Annotated in this window: 18 protein-coding genes; 10 read left to right on the forward strand and 8 right to left on the reverse strand. The window is 52.1% G+C overall.

Annotation, left to right across the window (positions count from 1 at the left end):
• Positions 1-1,530, reverse strand: a complete 1,530-nt coding sequence (gene pntA, locus HVZ52_RS11605; RefSeq protein WP_109017372.1) for a Re/Si-specific NAD(P)(+) transhydrogenase subunit alpha — start codon at positions 1,528-1,530, stop codon at positions 1-3.
• 525 nt (positions 1,531-2,055) lie between these two features.
• Between pntA and ydgH the strand changes: the two genes are divergently transcribed.
• From ydgH to folM, 3 genes are all read left to right on the forward strand, one after another.
• Positions 2,056-3,000: a DUF1471 family protein YdgH gene (gene ydgH / locus HVZ52_RS11610; RefSeq protein WP_016156455.1), complete on the forward strand. Its 945-nt coding sequence runs from the start codon at positions 2,056-2,058 to the stop codon at positions 2,998-3,000.
• Between the two features lie 244 nt (positions 3,001-3,244).
• The gene (locus HVZ52_RS11615) at positions 3,245-4,627 is read left to right on the forward strand and encodes an amino acid permease (protein WP_181598260.1); all 1,383 of its coding nucleotides are present in this window, start codon (positions 3,245-3,247) and stop codon (positions 4,625-4,627) included.
• Positions 4,628-4,663: 36 nt separating this feature from the next.
• Entirely contained in the window at positions 4,664-5,386 is a 723-nt protein-coding gene (folM, locus tag HVZ52_RS11620; RefSeq protein WP_104652090.1) for a dihydromonapterin reductase, read from the forward strand.
• Here folM and HVZ52_RS11625 read toward each other — a convergent pair.
• Entirely contained in the window at positions 5,383-5,718 is a 336-nt protein-coding gene (locus HVZ52_RS11625) for a GlpM family protein (protein WP_016153026.1), read from the reverse strand. The two genes, folM and HVZ52_RS11625, sit on opposite strands and share 4 nt — an antisense overlap.
• A gap of 117 nt (positions 5,719-5,835) precedes the next feature.
• Between HVZ52_RS11625 and rstA the strand changes: the two genes are divergently transcribed.
• The gene (gene rstA / locus HVZ52_RS11630; protein WP_047417562.1) at positions 5,836-6,579 is read left to right on the forward strand and encodes a two-component system response regulator RstA; all 744 of its coding nucleotides are present in this window, start codon (positions 5,836-5,838) and stop codon (positions 6,577-6,579) included.
• 148 nt (positions 6,580-6,727) lie between these two features.
• Here the strand turns inward: rstA and HVZ52_RS11635 are convergent, their stop codons facing one another.
• Together HVZ52_RS11635 and HVZ52_RS11640 are read right to left on the reverse strand one after the other, a co-directional pair.
• Positions 6,728-7,756: a HoxN/HupN/NixA family nickel/cobalt transporter gene (locus tag HVZ52_RS11635; RefSeq protein WP_016153024.1), complete on the reverse strand. Its 1,029-nt coding sequence runs from the start codon at positions 7,754-7,756 to the stop codon at positions 6,728-6,730.
• A 120-nt stretch (positions 7,757-7,876) separates the two neighbouring features.
• On the reverse strand, positions 7,877-8,716 hold the full coding sequence (locus HVZ52_RS11640; RefSeq protein ID WP_181598261.1) for an aminoglycoside phosphotransferase family protein: 840 nt from the start codon (positions 8,714-8,716) through the stop codon (positions 7,877-7,879).
• Positions 8,717-8,906: 190 nt separating this feature from the next.
• Between HVZ52_RS11640 and HVZ52_RS11645 the strand changes: the two genes are divergently transcribed.
• A complete protein-coding gene (locus HVZ52_RS11645) occupies positions 8,907-9,698 on the forward strand; it encodes an MBL fold metallo-hydrolase (protein ID WP_181598262.1) in 792 nt (263 codons plus the stop codon).
• 22 nt (positions 9,699-9,720) lie between these two features.
• Here the strand turns inward: HVZ52_RS11645 and HVZ52_RS11650 are convergent, their stop codons facing one another.
• The gene (locus HVZ52_RS11650; RefSeq protein WP_181598263.1) at positions 9,721-10,065 is read right to left on the reverse strand and encodes a DUF1294 domain-containing protein; all 345 of its coding nucleotides are present in this window, start codon (positions 10,063-10,065) and stop codon (positions 9,721-9,723) included.
• Positions 10,066-10,130: 65 nt separating this feature from the next.
• Here HVZ52_RS11650 and rstB point away from each other — a divergent pair, with 65 nt between their 5' ends.
• Together rstB and tus are read left to right on the forward strand one after the other, a co-directional pair.
• Entirely contained in the window at positions 10,131-11,432 is a 1,302-nt protein-coding gene (gene rstB, locus HVZ52_RS11655; RefSeq protein ID WP_181598264.1) for a two-component system sensor histidine kinase RstB, read from the forward strand.
• Positions 11,433-11,505: 73 nt separating this feature from the next.
• Entirely contained in the window at positions 11,506-12,435 is a 930-nt protein-coding gene (gene tus, locus HVZ52_RS11660) for a DNA replication terminus site-binding protein (protein WP_047500512.1), read from the forward strand.
• On the opposite strand, the gene fumC is transcribed toward tus, so the two are convergent.
• Both fumC and fumB read right to left on the reverse strand, forming a co-directional pair.
• Complete coding sequence (gene fumC, locus HVZ52_RS11665) at positions 12,432-13,835, reverse strand: class II fumarate hydratase (protein ID WP_016153018.1); 1,404 nt, start codon at positions 13,833-13,835, stop codon at positions 12,432-12,434. The genes tus and fumC overlap by 4 nt on opposite strands.
• A gap of 142 nt (positions 13,836-13,977) precedes the next feature.
• Positions 13,978-15,624 (reverse strand): class I fumarate hydratase, encoded by a 1,647-nt coding sequence (fumB, locus tag HVZ52_RS11670; RefSeq protein ID WP_016153017.1) that lies wholly within the window; start codon positions 15,622-15,624, stop codon positions 13,978-13,980.
• Between the two features lie 262 nt (positions 15,625-15,886).
• Between fumB and manA the strand changes: the two genes are divergently transcribed.
• Positions 15,887-17,062: a mannose-6-phosphate isomerase gene (manA, locus tag HVZ52_RS11675; protein ID WP_101700684.1), complete on the forward strand. Its 1,176-nt coding sequence runs from the start codon at positions 15,887-15,889 to the stop codon at positions 17,060-17,062.
• Between the two features lie 106 nt (positions 17,063-17,168).
• Positions 17,169-18,677, forward strand: a complete 1,509-nt coding sequence (locus HVZ52_RS11680) for a YdgA family protein (protein WP_029139531.1) — start codon at positions 17,169-17,171, stop codon at positions 18,675-18,677.
• A 45-nt stretch (positions 18,678-18,722) separates the two neighbouring features.
• On the opposite strand, the gene HVZ52_RS11685 is transcribed toward HVZ52_RS11680, so the two are convergent.
• Entirely contained in the window at positions 18,723-19,751 is a 1,029-nt protein-coding gene (locus HVZ52_RS11685; RefSeq protein WP_016153014.1) for a Mal regulon transcriptional regulator MalI, read from the reverse strand.
• 169 nt (positions 19,752-19,920) lie between these two features.
• Between HVZ52_RS11685 and malX the strand changes: the two genes are divergently transcribed.
• The gene (gene malX, locus HVZ52_RS11690) at positions 19,921-21,513 is read left to right on the forward strand and encodes a maltose/glucose-specific PTS transporter subunit IIBC (RefSeq protein ID WP_016153013.1); all 1,593 of its coding nucleotides are present in this window, start codon (positions 19,921-19,923) and stop codon (positions 21,511-21,513) included.
• Positions 21,514-21,515: the final 2 nt, after the last annotated feature.

Below are 21,515 nucleotides of genomic sequence, written 5' to 3' on the forward strand. Positions count from 1 at the left end.
TTAGTTTTTCCGGAACATTTTCAGCATGCGCTGAGTCACGGTGAAGCCACCGAAAATATTAATGCTGGCAATAAGCACCGCGATAAAGCTCAGGAAACTCACCCAGCCACCCTGGCCAATTTGCAATAACGCCCCGACAACGATGATCCCGGAGATAGCGTTTGTCACGGACATCAGCGGAGTGTGTAGCGCGTGCGACACATTCCAGACCACGTAGTAACCCACTACACAGGAAAGCGCGAACACCGTAAAGTGACCCAGGAACTCTTTCGGCGCGACATCAGCAAGCCAGCCAAACAGTATGACGACCAGTGCCATCAACGCATATTTGCGCCACGGTGAGGCCGGTTTTTTCTCTTCTTTCAGCGCGGGCGCGGCTTTTGGCGCAGCCTGCGGCTGAGCAGAAACCTGGATAGGCGGCGCAGGCCAGGTGATTTCACCCTCGCGAACCACCGTAACGCCACGTACGACCACGTCGTCAAAATCGACGGTGATATTGCCGTCTTTCTCTTTGCACAACAGCTTGAGCAGGTTAACGAGGTTCGTGCCATAAAGCTGGGAAGACTGCGTCGGCAGTCGGCCTGGCAGATCGGTATAACCGATAACCTTCACCCCGTTCTCGGTGGTGGTCACCTGGTTGGGCACGGTATATTCGCAGTTACCGCCGTTTTGCGCGGCGAGATCGACAATCACGCTGCCCGCCTTCATCGAATCGACCATTTCACGGGTGATCAGTTTCGGTGCCGGTTTGCCCGGAATCAACGCGGTGGTAACGATAATATCAACGTCTTTCGCCTGCGCGGCGAAGAGCGCCATTTCGGCTTTGATGAACGCTTCGGACATCACCTTGGCGTAACCGTCGCCGCTGCCGGCCTCTTCTTTAAAGTCCAGTTCGAGGAACTCAGCGCCCATACTCTGAACTTGTTCTTTCACTTCCGGACGGGTGTCAAAAGCACGAACGATAGCGCCCAGGCTGTTTGCTGCACCGATAGCAGCCAGACCTGCCACACCCGCACCAATCACCATGACCTTGGCAGGTGGAACCTTGCCCGCGGCGGTGATCTGGCCGGTGAAGAAGCGGCCAAATTCATGAGCGGCTTCAACAATGGCACGATACCCGGCGATATTCGCCATCGAGCTTAAGGCATCAAGCGACTGCGCGCGCGAAATACGCGGCACGGAGTCCATCGCCATAACCGTCACGTTGCGCTCTGCCAGCTTCTGCAACAGCTCAGGGTTTTGCGCGGGCCAAAGAAAACTCACCAGCGTCGTGCCCGGGTTGAGCAACGGGATTTCCGCCTCTTCCGGCGCGTTGACCTTCAGGATGATCTCTGACTGCCAGACGGCATTTCCGTCAACAATTTCTGCGCCTGCTTGTACAAACGCCTTATCGTCAAAACTTGCCAGTTGACCTGCACCGCTTTCAACCGCGACGCTGAAACCCAACTTAAGCAGCTGCTCAACCGTCTTCGGCGTAGCTGCGACGCGGGTTTCATTGGTTAACCGTTCTCTTGGTATGCCAATTCGCATAATGTTCCCTTCCATCTGTATTTGTGATGATGGTTTATCAATGTTCGCACGAGGCATGCGCGCACTCTCGAAAGAGGTCAGTGTTACCCCAATAAAATAAAACAGTAACAAACTCTGTATAACCTACTGAAAATGACGCCTGTGATCTAGCGCCAAAAAACAGTATTTATTATGAAATTCGCGAAATAGAGATGAATCGGACCGCTGGCAGATAAAATACCCTAAAAATAGCCCACAAAGGCCGATAATTCGCTCAAGCGAAGCGGCAAAACATGATTACGTGCCTGCCAAAAACAATTGATTAACATTAAATTAACTTATGAAATTCAACCGCTTTATCAGTTTTGGTCGCCAAATGCCGAAATTTTCGACATATCACAAAATGTTATCTGTGTTGTTACGTCACGTGGCACGATGAGTGAAAAATGACGCAGACACTGACACAATTTAAATGCAATAATCAGCGACGTTTCTAGTCAATAACAATACCAGTACCTGGTTTGCGCAAGGCGAAGGATTATTTTTATGAAGCTTAAGAACACTCTCCTGGCGTCCGCACTTATTTCTGCGACTGCTTTTTCTGTAAATGCAGCGACAGAATTGACGCCGGAGCAAGCGGCTGCCCTGAAACCCTATGACCGCATTGTGGTTACCGGTCGTTTTAATGCTATCGGTGACGCGGTGACCGCCGTATCACGCCGTGCAGATAAAGACGGTGCAGCCTCCTTTTATGTTGTTGATACCTCAGATTTTGGCAGCGGCGGTAACTGGCGCGTTGTAGCCGACATCTATAAAGCCGATGCTGAAAAAGCGGAAGCGTCCAAAAACCGTGTCATTAACGGCGTGATGGAATTACCGAAAGATCAGGCCGTTCTGATAGAACCATTCGATACCGTTACGGTGCAGGGCTTCTACCGCAGCCAGCCTGAAGTGAACGATGCCATAACCAAAGCAGCGAAAGAGAAAGGCGCTTACTCCTTCTACATCGTGCGCCAGGTCGATGCCAACCAGGGCGGCAACCAGCGTATTACCGCATTCATCTATAAAGCTGATGCGAAAAAACGCGTAGTACAAAGCCCTGATGCGATCCCAGCAGATTCAGATGCCGGACGTGCCGCATTAGCTGCCGGTGGCGAAGCCGCGAAGAAAGTTGAGATCCCAGGCGTTGCGACTACCGCGTCTCCGAGCGCTGAAGTCGGTCGTTTCTTCGAAACGCAATCCACAAAAGGTGGACGTTACACTGTCACGCTGCCGGATGGAACCAAAGTTGAAGAACTGAACAAAGCAACCGCCGCTATGATGGTGCCGTTCGACAGCATCAAGTTCACCGGTAACTATGGCAACATGACTGAAATCTCTTACCAGGTTGCCAAACGCGCAGCGAAGAAAGGCGCTAAGTATTATCACATCACCCGCCAGTGGTCTGAACGTGGTAATAACATGACCATCAGCGCTGACCTGTATAAGTAATACTCAGTACCTTATCAGGTCTACAGCCTTGTAGACCTGATAATTTCCCGCCATCCTCCCCTCGGGCGAAACAAAAACAGCAGTATTAAGACTACTTTTCACACTATTAGTCACAAATCTCTCTATCCCCATTGCATGCGTTCTCTTCTCTCCGTAAAATCCCGCGCCTTAGTGGCTTTCACCATTTTTATGCGGTTTGCCAAAATAATTATTCTCTCACTCTCGTTTTTGTCACTGGATACAAATGGAAAAGAAATTGGGTCTGAGCGCACTCACCGCGCTGGTTTTAAGCTCAATGCTCGGCGCTGGTGTTTTCAGCCTGCCACAAAATATGGCGGCGGTAGCAAGCCCGGCTGCATTACTGATTGGTTGGGCGATTACCGGTGCGGGTATCCTTTTGCTCGCCTTTGCCATGCTGATTCTGACGCGTATCCGTCCTGAACTGGATGGCGGCATATTTACCTATGCACGTGAAGGTTTCGGTGAGCTGATTGGCTTCTGCTCCGCGTGGGGATATTGGCTGTGTGCTGTTATCGCTAACGTTTCGTATCTGGTGATCGTTTTCTCTGCGCTCAGCTTCTTTACCGACACGCCGGAGTTACGTCTGTTTGGCGACGGTAATACCTGGCAGTCGATTGTTGGCGCATCGGTGCTGTTGTGGGTGGTCCATTTTCTGGTGCTGCGTGGTGTGCAAACGGCAGCCAGTATTAACCTGGTGGCGACGCTGGCGAAATTACTGCCGCTTGGTCTGTTTATCGTGCTGGCGTTTATGCTGTTTAAGCTCGACACCTTTACCCTCGATTTTACCGGCGTAGCGTTGGGCGTTCCTGTCTGGGAGCAGGTAAAAAACACCATGCTCATCACCCTGTGGGTTTTCATCGGTGTGGAAGGCGCGGTGGTGGTTTCAGCTCGTGCCAGAAACAAACGCGATGTCGGACGCGCTACGCTGCTGGCGGTACTCGCCGCGCTGGGCGTTTACCTGCTTGTCACCCTGCTGTCTCTGGGCGTTGTCGCGCGTCCCGAACTGGCGGAGATCCGCAACCCGTCAATGGCCGGTCTGATGGTGAAAATGATGGGGCCATGGGGTGAAATTATTATTGCCGCAGGCCTGATTGTCTCCGTGTGCGGCGCTTATTTAAGCTGGACGATTATGGCGGCGGAAGTGCCGTTCCTCGCCTCCACGCACAAAGCGTTTCCACGCATTTTTGAGCGGCAGAACGCGCAAGGCGCGCCATCGGCGTCGCTGTGGCTGACCAACATCTGCGTACAGATTTGCCTGGTGCTGATCTGGCTCACAGGTTCCGACTACAATACGTTATTAACCATCGCCTCAGAAATGATTCTGGTGCCCTATTTACTGGTCGGCGCATTTCTGCTGAAAATTGCCACTCGTCCAATTCATAAGGCTGTCGGTATCGGAGCGAGTATTTATGGCATATGGTTATTGTATGCGTCAGGTCCGATGCACCTGCTGCTGTCTGTGGTGCTGTATGCGCCAGGGCTGCTGGTCTTCCTTTATGCCCGTAAAACACACGCGCATGAAAACGTATTAAAACGCCAGGAAATGGCGCTGATCGGCCTGCTGCTAGTTGCTGCTGTTCCGGCGACCTGGATGTTGATGGGGTAACATTGTCCCCATCGTTCGCGACACATGGAGATTACGATGGGTAAAAAACCCCCTTTGCCAATTCTTATCACCGGAGGAGGTCGACGTATCGGCCTCGCCGTCGCATGGCACTTTATTAATCAAAAACAGCCAGTTATCGTCAGCTACCGTACGCATTATCCAACTATTGATGGCCTGCGAGATGCGGGCGCGCTGTGTATCCAGGCTGATTTTTCCACCGATGAGGGCGTACTGGCCTTTGCGGATGAGGTCAAAGCACAGACGGATGGCCTGCGCGGTATTGTGCATAATGCCAGTGCCTGGCTTGCAGAAAAGCCCGGTGCGCCGTTAACCGAAGTGCTGTCGGCCATGATGCAGATTCACGTCAATACCCCCTACCTGCTCAACCACGCGCTGGAAGGATTGCTGCGCGGGCATGGACATGCGGCCAGCGATATTATCCATTTTACAGATTATGTTGTGGAGCGTGGCAGCGATAAGCACATCGCTTATGCAGCCAGCAAAGCGGCGCTGGACAACATGACCCGCTCGTTCGCGCGCAAACTGGCACCAGAAGTGAAAGTGAACGCGATTGCCCCCTCGCTAATCCTGTTTAACGAGGGTGACGATGCAGAGTATCGTCAGCAGGCATTGAACAAATCACTGATGAAAACAGCGCCGGGTGAAAAAGAGGTCATTGATTTAATTGACTATCTGTTGACCAGCTGTTTTGTCACCGGGCGTAGTTTTGCCCTTGATGGCGGGCGTCATCTGCGTTAGTGCAATTTAATCCAACAAAAAATAAGCAACCATGCGCTCAGGCCCCAGCACACCACTGAACCGCCGAGCGCAACGGGTAAGCGCATAAATCCGGTGAAATACCACAGCGAAACGAGGTAGACAAAATAGGGAATAATCGACCACATGCTGAAGACAATGGTTGTACGTAACGCTTCGATCCCACGTTCACTGGCCACGATATAGTGGGCAATCAACGCAAAGGTCGGGAACAACGGAATTAATCCGGCAATATAGTAGTTCTTTGTTTTCGCCAGCACACCAATTAACACCACCACCAGCGCACCGAGCGCCGCTTTTATAACGAGTCCCATCACCCTGCCTTAACACATCAATAACATCAGCCCCTAGCATAACGGAAGCGTTCTTGTTTAGAAAAGATTAATGGAAGGAAAAACCAGGGCGGTGTATGTTGGCGTTTTATATTCAAAATGAATGATATGAACACCATCGTATTTGTTGAAGATGATCCCGAAGTTGGCTCGCTGATTGCAGCCTATCTGGCCCGGCATGATATTGAGGTTATCATTGAGCCTCGAGGTGATTTGGCCGAGGAGAAAATCCTGCAAGTTCAACCCGATCTGGTGTTATTAGATATCATGCTGCCGGGCAAAGATGGGATGACTATCTGCCGCGATTTGCGCGGACGCTGGCAGGGTCCTATTGTCCTGCTCACCTCGCTGGACAGCGATATGAACCATATTCTGGCGCTGGAAATGGGTGCCTGTGACTATATTCTGAAGACAACGCCGCCAGCAGTGCTGCTTGCTCGCCTGCGTCTGCATCTGCGCCAGAATGAACATTCAGTCCAGTCTAAAGGCATTCAGGCGGCAACCATCACGCCGCACACGACGCTGCGCTTTGGCACACTCACTATCGACCCAACCAATCGTTCCGTGCTGCTCGGCGGCGAGCAAGTCTCACTCTCCACCGCAGATTTTGAATTACTGTGGGAGCTGGCAACCCATGCCGGGCAAATTATGGACCGCGATGCGCTGCTGAAGAACCTGCGCGGCGTAAGTTATGACGGCATGGATCGCAGCGTTGATGTCGCAATTTCCCGGTTACGCAAAAAACTGCTCGATAACGCGACTGAACCCTATCGAATCAAAACGGTGCGCAACAAAGGTTATCTGTTTGCACCGCACGCCTGGGACGATGAGCCTCAAATGTAATCCCACCGGGTCGACCATTATACGTTACACCGTCACTTATAATATCACCCAGATTTGGGTGATGAAGATGGTGAGTATCATCACCGCGAATTAGTCAGCCCTCAAGTAAGATCCAAGCCTTCCCTTTCACGGAAGGCTTTCTTTTGTGTCAACTAAACGTCAGCCCGTCGTATTTTTTCCAACGGTAATTTACTGCAGAAATAATCCAGCAGCCGATAAAGACGCCAATAATCGCAAACCCGACATTCCCCATATGGTCACTCAACTCGCTGACGGTATCCCACAAACCTCCCTGGAGCGAAAATGCGTCAGAGAGAAGCCCCAGCGCCTCCAGCCCGCCAATAAATAGCGCAACAATTACCGAGGTCCCGGTGATGGTCATATTGTAATAGAGCTTACGCTGCGGCTTATTGAATGCCCATCCGTAGGCCTCAACCATCAGGATACTGTCAAGGCAGTCAATCAGCGCCATGCCGCAGGTAAACAGCGCCGGGAACACGAGAATTGACCACACCGACATGCCACTGGACGCGCTTGAAGCAGAAATTCCGAGCAGAGAAATTTCAGTAGCGGTATCAAAACCCAGGCCAAACAAAAAGCCGACAAAATACATATGCCAGTCTTTGCCTACCAGCCGAAACGCCGAGCGGAAAAGCCAGTTCAGCGGGCCTGAAACTGTCATTTCCTCTGTGGTGCCATCGTAAGTACCGGTGCGTTTTAGATGACGAAAAGCCTTCCAGACATGACAGAATATAACGAGATTAATGGTAGCCAGAATCAGCAGAAATACGGCAGAGACCGTGGTACCTATCAGACCGCCGACATTCTGAAACCATGCCATGTGTTGCTTAAACACGCTGGTGGTCAACGCAATGCCAATGCTTGCCAGTACCACAATGGTGGAATGCCCCAGGGAAAACCAGGCTCCCGTCGTCAGGGCGCGTTTTTTCTGCTGCATAAGTTTGCGCGTAGCGCTATCTATCGCGGCGATATGATCGGCATCAACAGCATGGCGCAAACCATAGCACCACGCGATCAAACTAAGCGCCAGTAACGACGTGTTGTTGCTAAACGCGGTGAAAGCCCACAGCCACGCCACGATGTTTGCCCCGATGAGTAAGACCATCAACAAAATAATGTTCGGGCGCTTTTTTAATAATAAAAACAATGCGTTCATTGCTCACAGCCTGTCAAATTTGCGCTAAAAAACACACTACACCGCCGTTCACTGATTGATTAATAAAACATTTACCAGGCTAATGATAACTCTAAAGAATTACCAGCCCAGTGTCGTAGATCAAAATTGATTACCCCCAAAAGCGAGTTCCGCGCTCGCTAACTCTGCGATGCGCAGGGGTATCGTGGCGCAGTCTCCTTCTTGCAGAAACCAGGCAGACGACAACCCACACCAGGCAATAATCCACATCAGCAAACGTTGCCGTTCAATCCTCGCGATTTCAGACACAATCTTTACCCGTTGTGTGAATCTTTCTGGCTCAATGGCGACAGGTTTGGTGGGGTCGGCAAGATCGGGATTAGTAAAAATATTGGCGTAATCAAAGCCACGCTCGCCCACCAGCCCTTTAGGATCGATAGCCAGCCAACCTTTCGTTCCGAAATCAAGAATATTGCCGTGGTGTAAGTCACCGTGCAATACGACTTCATTCTGGGGAGAGGAGAGCAATACGTTTGCCACCTCTGCACAATGCGTCAGGATGCCGCCATGCTTTTTCGCGGCAGGAGCCAGACAGCGAAACCAATAAAGCAGCGGTGTTAACGCAGGCGTTGACGCATTCCGGGGGAGATGGAGTCGACTGGCTGCATGGCAAATAATGCGACAGGCCTGCGCATCATTGCCGGACCAGGACATGTCCGCTAAAGACCCCGCCCCGGTTGCACGTTCTAACAGAATCGCCCCTGCTGCATGAGCAAGCACTTTCGCAGCACCATTCCCGTTCCACCAGACCATTAGTTTGCAGCCGTTTCGTTCACTGTCATCATCGGTGAGTTTGAGTATGGCTTTCTGACCATCTTTGGTCACCACGGGCAAAAGCTGTGATGTGTGCGTCTCAAGCGGTTGGCCATCAGGAGTAAGTCCCCAACGGCTGAGCCAGGTGTTGAACAGACTAATTTCCAAACATTATCCTCATTTTTCGCCGGAAATGACCCTCGACAGGGACGGTGTAGACATTATTCCTGCTTTCTGCTGGTTGGGCCACAACGACCCACGCTCACCATCACTGGCTTATCGTGTAGAGCACTAAAGGGCACACCCTTGCGTATCGGTGTGCCATGCTGACTGTGTTTTTTCAATAGAGGAAGACACGATGATCACGTTATGCAAAGCCTGTGGAACATCCTATGAGGTGGCAGCCGCCCTTCCTGAACATTGCGATATCTGCCAGGACGAACGTCAGTATGTCCCCGCGACCGGGCAGGAATGGGTCGATTTTGCCGCACTTTGTGCTTCGCACACAAATAAGTGGCGGCAACATGACAGCACCCTCCTCAGCATCCGCACCGTTCCTGGTTTTGCAATTGATCAACGGGCGTTTATTCTGCGTACTCCGGAAGGCAATATTTTATGGGACTGCATTGCCACGCTCGACGACGCCACAAAAATGCTAATAACGTCCCTGGGCGGGCTTAAGGCCATCGCGATTTCGCATCCTCATTACTACACCACCATGCAAGACTGGGCTGACGAATTTAACGCTCCCATTTATCTCCATGCCAACGACCGCAAGTGGGTAATGCGCGACAGCCCGTGGATTAAATTTTGGGATGGCGACACCCAGGAACTAACACGCGACGTCAGTGTGATACGCCTCGGCGGACACTTTGCTGGCGGCTGCGTTCTGCACTGGGCGCGAGATGAAGGCGTGGTGCTTTCCGGCGATATCGTTCAGGTCACCCCTGGGGCGCATGCCGTCTCCTTTATGTGGAGCTACCCCAATATGTTGCCATTGCCAGCCGCAACGGTCAGCGACATTACCCACCGTCTGAGTTCGGTGAAATTTAAGCAACTTTATGGCGCGTTTGAAGGGAAAGACATAACGAAAAATGCCGATGACATCGTGCAGCGCTCAGGTGAAAAGTACGTTTCCTGTCTCAAGTAAGCAGGCTGCCTGTCACTGACGTTCACCAGGATGAAATGGGATAGAAATGATAGGCCGCTCCGATGACAGACACATTAACTATCACACTGATAATAAAGTAGGTTTTGAATGGCTGTTTTTGTGTTTTATGGCGAAAGAGTTGTTGAGCGGCTATCGCGCCACCCCACCCGCCAACAACGCCAAACAGCAGCAAAGTGGACTCCGGTACTCGGCGCCAGGCCCTGCGCGCTGCCATTTTATCCGCACCGTACATTACCAACGTCACTATGTTGGCGAGCAAAAACCATATAACAAAGGGATGCGAGGTGAAAATGCAGCCTAACGCCGTGCAAATGAGTAGTAAATAACAACAGCGATTGAAATTCATATTTTTATATCACAGCAATTTTGAGAGTATCGGTGAGCATTATATTATGTATTCGGTGATTTTTTATGAAGAAGCTGTTTGTACAGTTTTATCTCCTGCTGTTTGTCTGCTTTCTGGTGATGACCCTGCTGGTCGGCCTGGTCTATAAATTCACCGCAGAGCGCGCAGGCAGACAATCGCTCGACGATTTAATGAAAAGTTCGTTATACCTGATGCGCAGCGAGCTTCGCGAGATCCCGCCACGTGACTGGGGTAAAACGCTGAAGGAGATGGATTTGAACCTCTCCTTTGACCTGCGCGTTGAACCGTTAAATAAGTACACGCTGGACGTTCAAACAATGCAACGTTTGCGCGAAGGCGATATCGTGGCGCTTGACGATCAGTACACATTTATTCAACGGATCCCACGCAGCCATTACGTGCTGGCCGTCGGCCCGCTTCCCTATCTCTATTTTCTTCATCAAATGCGCTTGCTGGACATCGCGTTGATGGCGTTTATTGCCATCTCGCTGGCCTTTCCGGTACTTATCTGGATGCGTCCGCACTGGCAGGAAATGCTGCGACTGGAAGCTGCTGCACAGCGTTTTGGGGAAGGACATCTGGGCGAACGCCTCCATTTTGACAGCGGTTCCAGCTTTGAGCGATTGGGTATCGCGTTTAACCAGATGGCAGACAATATCAATGCGCTAATCGCCAGTAAGAAACAACTTATCGATGGCATTGCCCATGAGCTTCGTACCCCACTGGTACGCTTACGTTACCGGCTGGAAATGAGTGATAACCTCACCGCGCAGGAATCCCAGGCGCTGAATCGCGATATTGGCCAACTGGAAGGGTTAATCGAAGAATTACTGACCTATGCCCGGCTGGACCGCCCGCAAAATGAACTGAAGCTCAGCGTACCAGACCTGGCCGTTTGGCTGACAACCCATCTGGAGGATGTGCAAAGCGTAAACCCTGAGCGTGCGGTGCGCTTACGCCATCTTAATATTGGCGATTACGGCGCGCTGGATATGCGCCTGATGGAGCGCGTACTGGATAATCTACTGAATAACGCCCTGCGCTATTGCCAGTCTACGGTGCAAGCGAGCCTGTTATTGAATGGCAATCAGGCGACGCTGGTTGTGGAAGATGACGGTCCCGGTATTGCTCCAGACGCCCGCGAACAGGTTTTTGAACCGTTTGTACGCCTTGACCCCAGCCGTGACCGGGCGACCGGTGGTTGCGGGCTTGGGCTAGCCATTGTTCACTCGATCGCATTGGCTATGGGCGGTACGGTCGTCTGTGATGAAAGTGAACTCGGCGGCGCCCGCTTTTGTTTCAGTTGGCCCATCTGGCATAACATTCCTGAAATTTCAGCTGCCTGACCCATTCGGCTCGGTGGTCAAATGGTGGAGGTTGTGCTATAAAAAAGTATGTTGTAACTAAAATGGTAAATCTATGGCCCGTTACGATCTCGTCGACCGCCTGAACGGCACCTTCCGCCAGATGGAGCAAGAGCTGGCGCTTCTGAACGACAATCTTTTGCAGCAGACGCTGCTGATTGCGCGCGTCTTCTCGTTACCGGAAGTGGCCAAAGAGGCAGAGCATGCCCCACTGCAGAACATTGATGTTAAGCAGCATTTAGGTAAAGAGGCTGAAACGCTGGCGCTACGCCACTATCGTCATCTGTTTATCCAGCAACAGTCCGAGAATCGTAGCAGCAAAGCGGCCGTCCGCCTGCCAGGCGTACTGTGTTATCAGGTAGATAACGCAGCTCAGCGCGCTCTGGAAGAGCAAATACAGCGTATTAACCAGCTAAAAACCACCTTCGAGCGCATTGTCACGGTGGAATCAGGGCTGGCACCGGCAGCGCGTTTTGAATGGGTGCATCGCCACCTGCCGGGACTGATTACGCTGAATGCCTATCGTACGCTCACCCTTGTCAGAGAGCCTGCCACCCTGCGATTTGGCTGGGCCAACAAACACATTATTAAAAATCTGAAACGCGATGAAGTACTACAGCAACTGGAAAAAAGCCTGACGTCGCCGCGCAGCGTACATCCCTGGACGCGGGAAGAGTGGCAGGCGAAGCTTGAACGGGAATATCAGGATGTCGCCGCCCTGGGCCAGCAGGCGCGCCTGAAGATTAAACGGCCGGTAAAAGTGCAGCCCATCGCCCGCGTCTGGTACAAAGGAGAACAAAAGCAGGTGCAATATGCCTGCCCGACGCCCTTGATCGCGTTGATCAACAATGAAAACGGCATGACCGTACCAGATATCGGCGAGTTACTGAATTATGATGCCGACAATGTTCAGCATCGTTTTAAACCTCAGGCGCAGCCGTTGAGATTGATTATTCCCCGGCTGCACCTGTACGTTGCGGATTAACTGCCTGGCCGCATACTGCCCACCATCAGTTCCGGGCGTACCCAGCTGTCAAACTCCGCTTCGGTTAGATACCCCAGCGCCAGGGCGGAGGCTTTTAACGTCAGCCCCTCTTTGTGCGCCTTTTTGGCAATTTCAGCGGCTTTATCATAACCGATATGGGTATTGAGCGCGGTCACCAGCATTAGTGACTCGTTGAGCAGTTGATCGATTCGTTCACGATTAGGCTCGATTCCTGTCGCGCAGTGCTCGTTAAAGCTTTCCATACCGTCAGCCAGCAGACGCACCGACTGCAGGAAATTGTGGATGACCATCGGTCGGTAAACGTTGAGCTCAAAATTACCTGACGCTCCGCCCATGTTGATGGCGACATCGTTGCCCATTACCTGACAGCAAAGCATGGTCAGCGCTTCACACTGGGTAGGATTGACCTTACCCGGCATAATGGAGCTGCCCGGTTCATTTTCTGGAATCGAAATTTCGCCAATCCCGCAACGCGGACCGGATGCCAGCCAGCGCACATCGTTGGCGATTTTCATCAGCGATGCCGCCAACCCTTTTAGCGCGCCGTGGGCGTGAACCAGTGCATCGCAGGTAGCTAGCGCTTCAAATTTATTCGGTGCGGTAACGAACGGCGCACAGGTAATGTCCCGCAATTCATCCGCGACCCGACGGGCATATTCCGGATGCGTGTTCAGTCCGGTCCCTACCGCGGTTCCTCCCAGCGCCAGTTCCGCCACGTGGGGTAAGCTGTTTTCAATGTGTCTGAGGTTATGTTCAAGCATTGCCACCCAGCCGGAAATCTCCTGGCCGAGCGTAAGCGGGGTTGCATCTTGCAGGTGTGTACGACCAATTTTGACGATATCCGCGAAAGCGTGTGATTTATCACTGAGCGTTTTAGTTAACACATTTAACTGCGGGATCAGTGAGTTACGCAGCGCCAGCAGCGCGGCAACGTGCATTGCGGTCGGGAACACATCATTCGAGCTTTGGCTTTTATTTACATCATCGTTGGGGTGAACTTTCCGTTCCATCCCCCGCACGCCGCCCAGCAACTCGCTGGCCCGGTTTGCCAGCACCTCGTTCATGTTCATATTGCTTTGTGTACCTGACCCGGTTTGCCAGATGGCCAGCGGAAACTCATCGCGGTGTTTATCCGCCAACACCTCATCTGCGGCCTGCATAATAGCCCTGGCTTTATCCTCCGCCAGCAGCCCGAGATCCTGGTTAACCTTTGCTGCGGCGCGTTTCGTCAGCGCCAGCGCATGGATCAGCGAGACCGGCATTTTCTCCGTAGAGATACGAAAATGCTCCAGTGAACGTTGGGTTTGCGCGCCCCAAAGCTTATCGGCTGGAACATCAATCGCCCCCATTGAATCATTCTCGCGGCGTACCGTTACCATTACCTGCTCCTTACATTAACAATTGATTAGGTTATGTTTCGACATTGCCCATTTGCATTGGTCTTATGAGTATTAACGAGGATTAATCTGTCGTTTGGTGGTTCGTGCGGTAAAAAAAAACCGCCCCGAAGGGCGGCTGACGTTACTTAACGCAGCGTGCGCACTGCGACGTCTGAATCTGCTTGAAGAAATCGTTGCCTTTGTCATCCACCAGGATAAACGCCGGGAAATCTTCCACTTCAATTTTCCAGATGGCTTCCATCCCCAGTTCAGGGTATTCCACACACTCCAGACTCTTGATACTGCCCTGGGCCAGCACCGCTGCCGGGCCGCCGATACTGCCTAAGTAGAAGCCGCCATGCTTATGACAGGCATCGGTCACCTGCTGGCTGCGGTTGCCTTTCGCCAGCATGATCATGCTGCCACCTGCGGACTGAAGCTGGTCAACATACGAATCCATACGCCCTGCCGTGGTTGGTCCAAGTGAACCAGAGGCATAACCTTCCGGCGTTTTTGCCGGGCCAGCGTAATAGATCGGATGATCTTTAACATACTGCGGCAAACTTTCACCGTTATCCAGACGTTCTTTCAGTTTCGCATGCGCAATATCACGGCCAACAATAATGGTACCGTTAAGCGACAGACGTGTAGAAACCGGGTACTGCGACAGCTGAGCCAGGATCTCTTTCATCGGACGATTGAGGTCAACGCGTACCGCTTCGCCTTCTCCCGCCTGGCGCAACTCTTCTGGTATATATTTGCCTGGATTATGCTCCAGTTTTTCGATCCAGATACCTTCACGGTTGATCTTAGCTTTGATATTTCGATCGGCTGAGCAAGAAACGCCCATACCAACCGGACACGACGCACCGTGACGCGGCAGGCGGATCACGCGGATATCATGAGCGAAATACTTCCCGCCGAACTGCGCGCCCAGCCCCAAATTCTGTGCCTCAATCAGCAGCTCTTTTTCCAGCTCCACATCGCGGAATGCCTGACCATGTTCGTTACCTTCGGTCGGCAGCTCATCGTAATATTTAGCCGACGCCAGTTTCACCGTTTTCAGCGTGGCTTCCGCTGAGGTTCCACCGATCACAAACGCAATGTGATACGGCGGGCAAGCCGCTGTTCCCAGCGTTCGCATCTTCTCAACCAGGTAATTTTTTAATTTGCCCGGCGTGAGCAGCGCTTTGGTCTCCTGGTACAGATAGGTTTTGTTCGCCGAACCACCGCCTTTGGCAATACACAGGAATTTGTATTCATCGCCATCGACGGTATACAAATCTATCTGTGCCGGCAGGTTGGTACCGGTGTTCACCTCTTTATACATATCCAGCGCGGCGTTTTGTGAATAGCGCAGGTTATCTTCGATGTAGGTGTTATACACACCGCGCGCCAGCGCAGCTTCATCACCGCCGCCGGTCCAGACGCGCTGACCTTTTTTACCCACGATAATCGCGGTGCCGGTGTCCTGACAGGTCGGCAAAATACCTTTTGCCGCAATATCAGAATTCCGCAGGAATTGCAGGGCCACATATTTGTCGTTTTCGCTGGCCTCCGGGTCACGCAGAATGTCGGCCACCTGCTGCTGATGCGCAGGACGCAGCATAAACGATGCATCATGGAAGGCCTGACGAGCCAGCAGCGTTAAGGCTTGCGGCGCGACTTTAACGATCTCCTGCCCTTCAAATTCGGCAACGGAGACATGGTCGCTGGTCAGCAGATAGTATTCGGTATCATCCTTTTTGAGGGGGAAAGGATGCTGATAATGAAAGGGTTTGTTTGACATTGTGCTCTCACTTACTGCTCGGTCTGGTTATTCTCTGGGCAGATGTTCCATTGCCCTGCTTCCCTGCCGCAGGTCGGGTTGTAGAAGGAAAGGCTTTCTGCAACCGGAATTACTCAGGGTATTAAAAGCGAGTCACCATATCCTACACAATTTTTTAACAAAAACTGAGACAAGTACGACTTTTTACATGTGCAGGTTACTTCGCTCAGGGTTTCTTGGTTTAATAGCCGTAGAAAATTCCACATTGAAACAGGGCTTGAGAATGCAAAAACTCATCAACTCAGTGCAGAACTACGCCTGGGGAAGTAAAACTGCGTTAACGGAACTTTATGGGATTGCCAACCCCACTCAGCAACCGATGGCTGAGCTGTGGATGGGCGCGCATCCGAAAAGCAGTTCGCAGGTTCTGAACGCTGACGGCCAGACGGTCGCTCTGCGTGATGTCATCGAACACGATAAATCCGCACTGTTAGGCGATGCTGTTGCGAAACGCTTTGGTGAACTGCCTTTCCTGTTTAAAGTACTGTGCGCCGCGCAACCTCTTTCGATTCAGGTTCATCCTAACAAGCACAACTCTGAAATCGGATTTGCCAAAGAAAACGCGGCGGGGATCCCGATGGATGCCGCCGAGCGCAATTACAAAGATCCTAACCACAAACCGGAACTGGTTTTTGCTTTGACACCGTTCCTGGCGATGAACGCATTCCGCGAGTTCTCTGACATTGTCGCATTGTTACAACCGGTTTCCGCCGCGCATCCGGCTATTGCGCATTTCCTGCAGGAACCGAGCGCGGAACGTCTGAGCTATCTTTTCGCCAGCTTGCTGAATATGCAGGATGAGGAGAAATCCCATGCGCTGGCGATCCTGAAATCGGCGCTGAACAGCCAGCAGGGTGAACCGTGGCAAACCATTCGCCTGATCGCCGATTTCTATCCGAATGACAGCGGGCTCTTCTCCCCGCTGCTGCTCAATGTGGTGAAACTCAATCCTGGCGAAGCGATGTTCTTATTTGCCGAAACCCCACACGCCTACCTGCAAGGTGTGGCGCTGGAGGTAATGGCTAACTCGGACAACGTGCTGCGCGCCGGACTGACGCCAAAATACATTGATATCCCGGAGCTGGTCGCCAACGTTAAGTTTGTCGCCAAGCCAGCCAATCAGCTGCTGACCACGCCAGTTAAGACTGACAGCGAACTGGACTTCCCCATTCCGGTCGACGATTTCGCGTTCTCCTTGCATGAACTGACCGCCAATGGCGCAGATATCAACCAGCAAAGTGCGGCCATTTTGTTCTGCATCGAAGGTGAAGCCGTGCTGAGCAAGGGCGAGCAGCGTCTGGTGCTGCAGCCGGGTGAGTCGGCCTTTATTAGCGCGAATGAATCGCCGGTAAACGTCAGCGGCACGGGCCGTTTAGCTCGGGTTTATAACAAGCTGTAGCAAGATACTGATATTTTTAACAACTCTTGCTAAGCTGTAGTGAGTTAAAGACATGTCACTCCTCCAGGCGTCTTCAAACGCCTGGTTTTATTTTATGGATATCAAAATGAAAAAATCGCTGGTAGCTGCGGGTGTGGTGGTTGCACTGGGTATCGTCTGGACGGGCGGCGCCTGGTACACAGGAAAGAAACTCGAAACGCATCTCGCCGAGATGGTGACGCAGGCAAACGATCAGTTAAAACGCTACTCCCCAGAGGCGGGCATTGAACTGAGTTATCAAAACTACCAGCGCGGCGTGTTCAATAGCCAACTGCAGTTGGTGGTGAAACCTGTCGCCGGTCAGGCAGATTCCTGGCTGAAACCGGGACAAAGCATCGTCCTGAATGAAACCGTGGATCACGGCCCTTTCCCGCTGGCTCAGCTGAAATCACTGAATCTTGTTCCGGCAATGGCCTCCGTGAAAACGACGCTGGTCAATAACGACGTGACGAAACCGCTGTTTGATATTGCCAAAGGTGAGACGCCATTCATCATTAATTCCCGTATTGGCTACAGTGGGGATACCCGTTCCGATCTCTCCCTCAAACCGCTGAACTACGAGAAAGGCGACGAAAAAGTGGCCTTTAGCGGCGGGGAGTTCCAGTTTACGGCAGATAAGGATGGTAATGCGGTGTCGCTGACTGGCGAGGCGCAAAGTGGCCTGGTTAATGCCGTCAATGAGTATGATCAGAAAGTACAAGTTACTTTCAATAACCTGAAAACTGAAGGTTCCAGCAGTATTGCAAGCTTTGGTGAGCGCATCGGCGATCAGAAATTGTCCCTCGAAAAACTGTCGATTTCAGTCGAGGGCAAAGAGCTGGCGGTGCTGGAAGGCATGGGTATCGATGGCAAATCCGATCTGATTAACGATGGCAAAACCGTCAACAGCCAGTTGGATTACACCCTGAACAGCCTTAAATTGCAGGGCCAGGATATGGGGAGCGGTAAGCTGACGTTAAAAGTTGGCCAGATTGACGGTGAAGCACTGCACCAGTTCAGCCAGCAGTACAGCGCCCAAACCAAAGCGCTGATGGCGCAGATTGATGTGGTCCAAAATCCTGAGCTTTATCAGCAGAAAGTCACCGAAGCCTTCTTTAATGCGCTACCGATTCTGATGAAAGGCGAACCGGTTGTCACCATTGCTCCACTGAGCTGGAAGAATGCAAAAGGTGAAACCACATTTAATCTGTCACTGCTGCTAAAAGATCCGACAGCAAACACGGTGGAGCCGCAAACGCTGGCCCAGGAAGTGGATCGTTCCGTCAAATCGCTGGATGCGAAACTGACCATCCCTGTCGATATGGCGACTGAGTTCATGACGCAAATTGCCAAACTGGAAGGATATCAGCAGGAAGAAGCGGCTGGTCTGGCGAAGCAACAGGTTAATGGCCTGGCGGCGATGGGTCAGATGTTCCGCATTACGACTTTGCAGGACAACGTTATCGGCACCAGCCTGCAATACGCAAACGGCCAGGTGACGCTGAACGGACAAAAAATGCCGCTGGATGAGTTTGTTGGTATGTTCGGTATGCCTTCTCTTACACAGCCGGACGCCCCTGCCATCCCGCAACAATAATCACTCGTCGGTGACAGGCCCGATAACAGTGTTTATCGGGCTTTTTTATTTCGCCGCCACTAGACGAGCGGAAAGCGTCAGATTGCGTGAATGACCTTCATCGTGGGCAATGCGTTGTAGCATACGTTCAGCAAGGGTGTATCCCATTTCACGCGCGGGCGAACAGGCCCAGGTAATCGGGATATCGTCCAACGCGTTTTCGGCCACATCAGCGAATCCGGCCAACGATATTTGCTGTTCGAAATAGCGATCGACACCAATTTCACCACTCTGACGTCCTGCTCTCATCAGGCCAAACCAGGCGCCTATGGCGATTATTTCGTTGTAGCACACCACCGCGCTGATCGTGGGATTGCGGCGTAACAGTGCCGTTACCTCTTCTGCGGCCTGCTTCTGGCTGGATGAGCACTCCAGCACCCAGTCGCTATGAAACGGTAAACCATATTTTAGTAACGTTGCACAATAGCCGCCGACGCGCTCTGCGCGAGTCAATGAAGAACTCTGCCCGCCCAGCCATGCAATACGCTGGTGTCCGTGGCGGATAAGATGTTCAACCAGTAACTGTGCAGCCTGCATGTTATCGGGCCTGACGGTGTCTGCGTCATCCATGTAGCTGGCGCGTGATGCAAATACCACCGGGATCCCTTTATCAGCGGCCAACTGTTGCAGTGCATCACTGCTACCGGCGGCCCCGGCAATGACCACGCCATCCACCCCCTGGTTGAGTAACATCGCGAAACGCTGCGCCAGCTGCTCCCCATCTTTACCGCCGTGCAGTAAGAAGACCATGCGCCCCTGCGCTTCTAACGCTTCCGTCAGACCCGCCGTCAGCTCGGCGTAAAACGGCGTTGAAAGATCGCGTACAATCAAACCAACTACTCCGCTCTGCCCGCCGCGCAGCGCTGATGCCTGGCGGTTACGCACAAACCCTAGTTGCTCAATAGCAGCATTCACTCGCTCCCCAGTCGCTGATGAAATTCGCCCTTTTCCACTGAGCACCAATGAGACGGTGCTGACCGAAACCCCCGCAGCCAGCGCAACATCATGGATGGTTATTTTTTTGGCTATAGCCATAAAAACAGAAAACTCCCTGATAACGTGACGGATAAAACGTTTTATCAATCACTTATATTTATACCCCCTATTATCGTTCGATAATGTGATTTATACCGCACTAAAATTAGGTAAAACGTTTTATCTTCTCGCCATCATTAGTCAGCTAGCCTTTACAAGGAGTCGTTTGATGACGGCGAGAACCACACCAAAAATAACGTTATGGGAATTTTTCCAGCAGTTGGGCAAAACCTTTATGCTGCCTGTAGCGCTGCTTTCATTTTGCGGGATCATGTTGGGGATCGGCAGCTCGTTGAGCAGCCATGATGTCTTAACGCTGATCCCGGCGTTGGGGAATCCGGTGCTGCAGGCCATCTTTACCTGGATGAGTAAAGTTGGCTCATTTGCGTTTAGCTTCCTGCCAGTCATGTTCTGTATTGCCATTCCTCTGGGCCTGGCGCGCGAGAACAAAGGCGTTGCGGCGTTTGCCGGTTTTGTCGGTTATGCGGTCATGAACCTCGCCGTCAATTTCTGGTTAACCGCCAAAGGTATCTTACCCACCACAGATGCGGCGATCCTGAAAGCCAACAACGTGCAAAACATTCTGGGGATCCAGTCGATCGACACCGGGATCCTCGGAGCCGTTATTGCCGGGATCATTGTCTGGATGCTGCATGAACGCTTCCACAACATTCGTCTGCCGGATGCGCTGGCGTTTTTCGGTGGTACGCGCTTTGTGCCTATCATCTCCTCGGTGGTGATGGGATTGGTCGGGCTGGTCATTCCCTTGATTTGGCCGGTTTTCGCCATGGGCATTACCGGACTCGGTCACATCATCAATAGCGCGGGGGAATTTGGTCCTATGCTGTTTGGTACCGGTGAACGTCTGTTGCTGCCTTTTGGCCTGCACCATATTCTGGTGGCACTCATTCGCTTCACCGAAGCTGGCGGCACACAGGAAGTCTGCGGCCATAGCGTGAGCGGCGCACTGACTATTTTCCAGGCTCAACTGAGCTGCCCGACAACGCAAGGTTTCTCTGAAAGCGCAACACGTTTCCTGTCCCAGGGTAAAATGCCGGCGTTCCTCGGCGGTTTACCGGGTGCGGCATTAGCCATGTACCACTGCGCACGCCCTGAAAATCGTCATAAAATTAAAGGGTTATTAATTTCTGGTCTGATTGCCTGTGTCATCGGCGGTACAACTGAACCACTCGAGTTCTTATTCCTGTTCGTCGCTCCGGTTCTGTATGTAATCCACGCCCTGCTAACCGGTCTTGGCTTCACCGTGATGGCAGTGCTTGGCGTCACTATCGGTAACACTGACGGTAACCTGATTGACTTCGTGGTGTTCGGCATCCTGCACGGATTGTCCACCAAGTGGTACCTGGTCCCTGTTGTCGCGGCTATCTGGTTTGCGGTGTACTACGTGATCTTCCGCTTCGCCATCACGCGTTTCAATTTGAAGACGCCGGGCCGTGAAGTCGAAATTGCCAGCAATATCGAAAAAGTAATGGCCGGAGCGCCTGGTAAATCAGGTTATAACGTCCCTGCTATTCTGGCGGCGCTGGGCGGCGCAGAAAACATTGTCAGCCTGGATAATTGCATCACCCGTCTGCGCTTGTCAGTGAAAGATATGTCGCTTGTTAACGTACAGGCTCTGAAGGACAATCGTGCCATTGGCGTAGTACAACTCAATCAGCATAACCTTCAGGTCGTTATCGGTCCGCAGGTCCAGTCAGTGAAAGACGAGATCGCGGTTCTGATGAACACCGTACAGGCTTAAGG

Source organism: Citrobacter sp. RHB36-C18 (genome assembly GCF_013814485.1).
In the GTDB taxonomy this organism is placed as follows: Bacteria; Pseudomonadota; Gammaproteobacteria; order Enterobacterales; family Enterobacteriaceae; genus Citrobacter; species Citrobacter braakii.

Coding starts and splice junctions, on each gene's coding strand:
- tus (WP_047500512.1), top strand. CDS start 11,506: ATGGCCCGTTACGATCTCGTCGACCGCCTGAACGGCACCTTCCGCCAG.
- pntA (WP_109017372.1), bottom strand. CDS start 1,530: ATGCGAATTGGCATACCAAGAGAACGGTTAACCAATGAAACCCGCGTC.
- rstA (WP_047417562.1), top strand. CDS start 5,836: ATGAATGATATGAACACCATCGTATTTGTTGAAGATGATCCCGAAGTT.
- fumC (WP_016153018.1), bottom strand. CDS start 13,835: ATGGTAACGGTACGCCGCGAGAATGATTCAATGGGGGCGATTGATGTT.
- HVZ52_RS11615 (WP_181598260.1), top strand. CDS start 3,245: ATGGAAAAGAAATTGGGTCTGAGCGCACTCACCGCGCTGGTTTTAAGC.
- HVZ52_RS11680 (WP_029139531.1), top strand. CDS start 17,169: ATGAAAAAATCGCTGGTAGCTGCGGGTGTGGTGGTTGCACTGGGTATC.
- HVZ52_RS11650 (WP_181598263.1), bottom strand. CDS start 10,065: ATGAATTTCAATCGCTGTTGTTATTTACTACTCATTTGCACGGCGTTA.
- manA (WP_101700684.1), top strand. CDS start 15,887: ATGCAAAAACTCATCAACTCAGTGCAGAACTACGCCTGGGGAAGTAAA.
- ydgH (WP_016156455.1), top strand. CDS start 2,056: ATGAAGCTTAAGAACACTCTCCTGGCGTCCGCACTTATTTCTGCGACT.
- HVZ52_RS11645 (WP_181598262.1), top strand. CDS start 8,907: ATGATCACGTTATGCAAAGCCTGTGGAACATCCTATGAGGTGGCAGCC.
- HVZ52_RS11625 (WP_016153026.1), bottom strand. CDS start 5,718: ATGGGACTCGTTATAAAAGCGGCGCTCGGTGCGCTGGTGGTGGTGTTA.
- folM (WP_104652090.1), top strand. CDS start 4,664: ATGGGTAAAAAACCCCCTTTGCCAATTCTTATCACCGGAGGAGGTCGA.
- HVZ52_RS11685 (WP_016153014.1), bottom strand. CDS start 19,751: ATGGCTATAGCCAAAAAAATAACCATCCATGATGTTGCGCTGGCTGCG.
- HVZ52_RS11635 (WP_016153024.1), bottom strand. CDS start 7,756: ATGAACGCATTGTTTTTATTATTAAAAAAGCGCCCGAACATTATTTTG.
- malX (WP_016153013.1), top strand. CDS start 19,921: ATGACGGCGAGAACCACACCAAAAATAACGTTATGGGAATTTTTCCAG.
- rstB (WP_181598264.1), top strand. CDS start 10,131: ATGAAGAAGCTGTTTGTACAGTTTTATCTCCTGCTGTTTGTCTGCTTT.
- fumB (WP_016153017.1), bottom strand. CDS start 15,624: ATGTCAAACAAACCCTTTCATTATCAGCATCCTTTCCCCCTCAAAAAG.